Raw genomic sequence first — 762 nt, 5'->3', positions numbered from 1 at the left:
CCGGCGACGATGCCCTCCTCGACCGCGGCCTTCGCGTTCGAGACGGCGTCCTCGATGCGGTGCTTCTTCTCCTTGAGCTCGACCTCGGTGGCCGCGCCGACCTTGATGACCGCGACGCCGCCGGCGAGCTTGGCCAGCCGCTCCTGGAGCTTCTCACGGTCGTAGTCGGAGTCGGACTTCTCGATCTCGTTGCGGATCTGGTTGACCCGCCCCGCGATCTGGTCCGCGTCGCCGGCACCCTCGACGATGGTGGTCTCGTCCTTGGTGATGACGACCTTGCGGGCCCGGCCGAGCAGGTCGACGGTGGTGCCCTCGAGCTTGAGGCCGACGTCCTCGGAGATGACCTGGCCGCCGGTGAGGACGGCGATGTCGGTCAGCATGGCCTTGCGGCGGTCACCGAAGCCCGGCGCCTTGACCGCGGTGCTCTTGAACGTGCCGCGGATCTTGTTGACGACCAGGGTCGCCAGGGCCTCGCCCTCGACGTCCTCGGAGATGATGGCCAGCGGCTTGCCGGCCTGCATGACCTTCTCCAGGATCGGGAGGAGGTCCTTGACCGCGGAGATCTTGCTGTTCGCGATCAGGATGTACGGGTCGTCGAGGACAGCTTCCATGCGGTCGGTGTCCGTGACGAAGTAGGGCGAGATGTAGCCCTTGTCGAAGCGCATGCCCTCGGTGAGCTCGAGCTCGAGCCCGAAGGTGTTGCTCTCCTCGACGGTGATGACGCCTTCCTTGCCGACCTTGTCCATCGCCTCGGCGATCATG

The 762-nt window shown here is 66.4% G+C and carries 1 protein-coding gene; it reads right to left on the bottom strand.

Going from position 1 to position 762, the window contains the following annotated elements; translation table 11 throughout:
• A partial coding sequence (groEL, locus tag MXD62_RS09885) for a chaperonin GroEL (protein WP_248829041.1) occupies positions 1-762 on the bottom strand: 762 nt, incomplete at both ends.

It is taken from the genome of Frankia sp. Mgl5 (assembly GCF_023242985.1).
In the GTDB taxonomy this organism is placed as follows: domain Bacteria; phylum Actinomycetota; class Actinomycetes; order Frankiales; family Frankiaceae; genus Parafrankia; species Parafrankia soli.
This window is presented reverse-complemented; position numbering and strand designations above follow the sequence as displayed.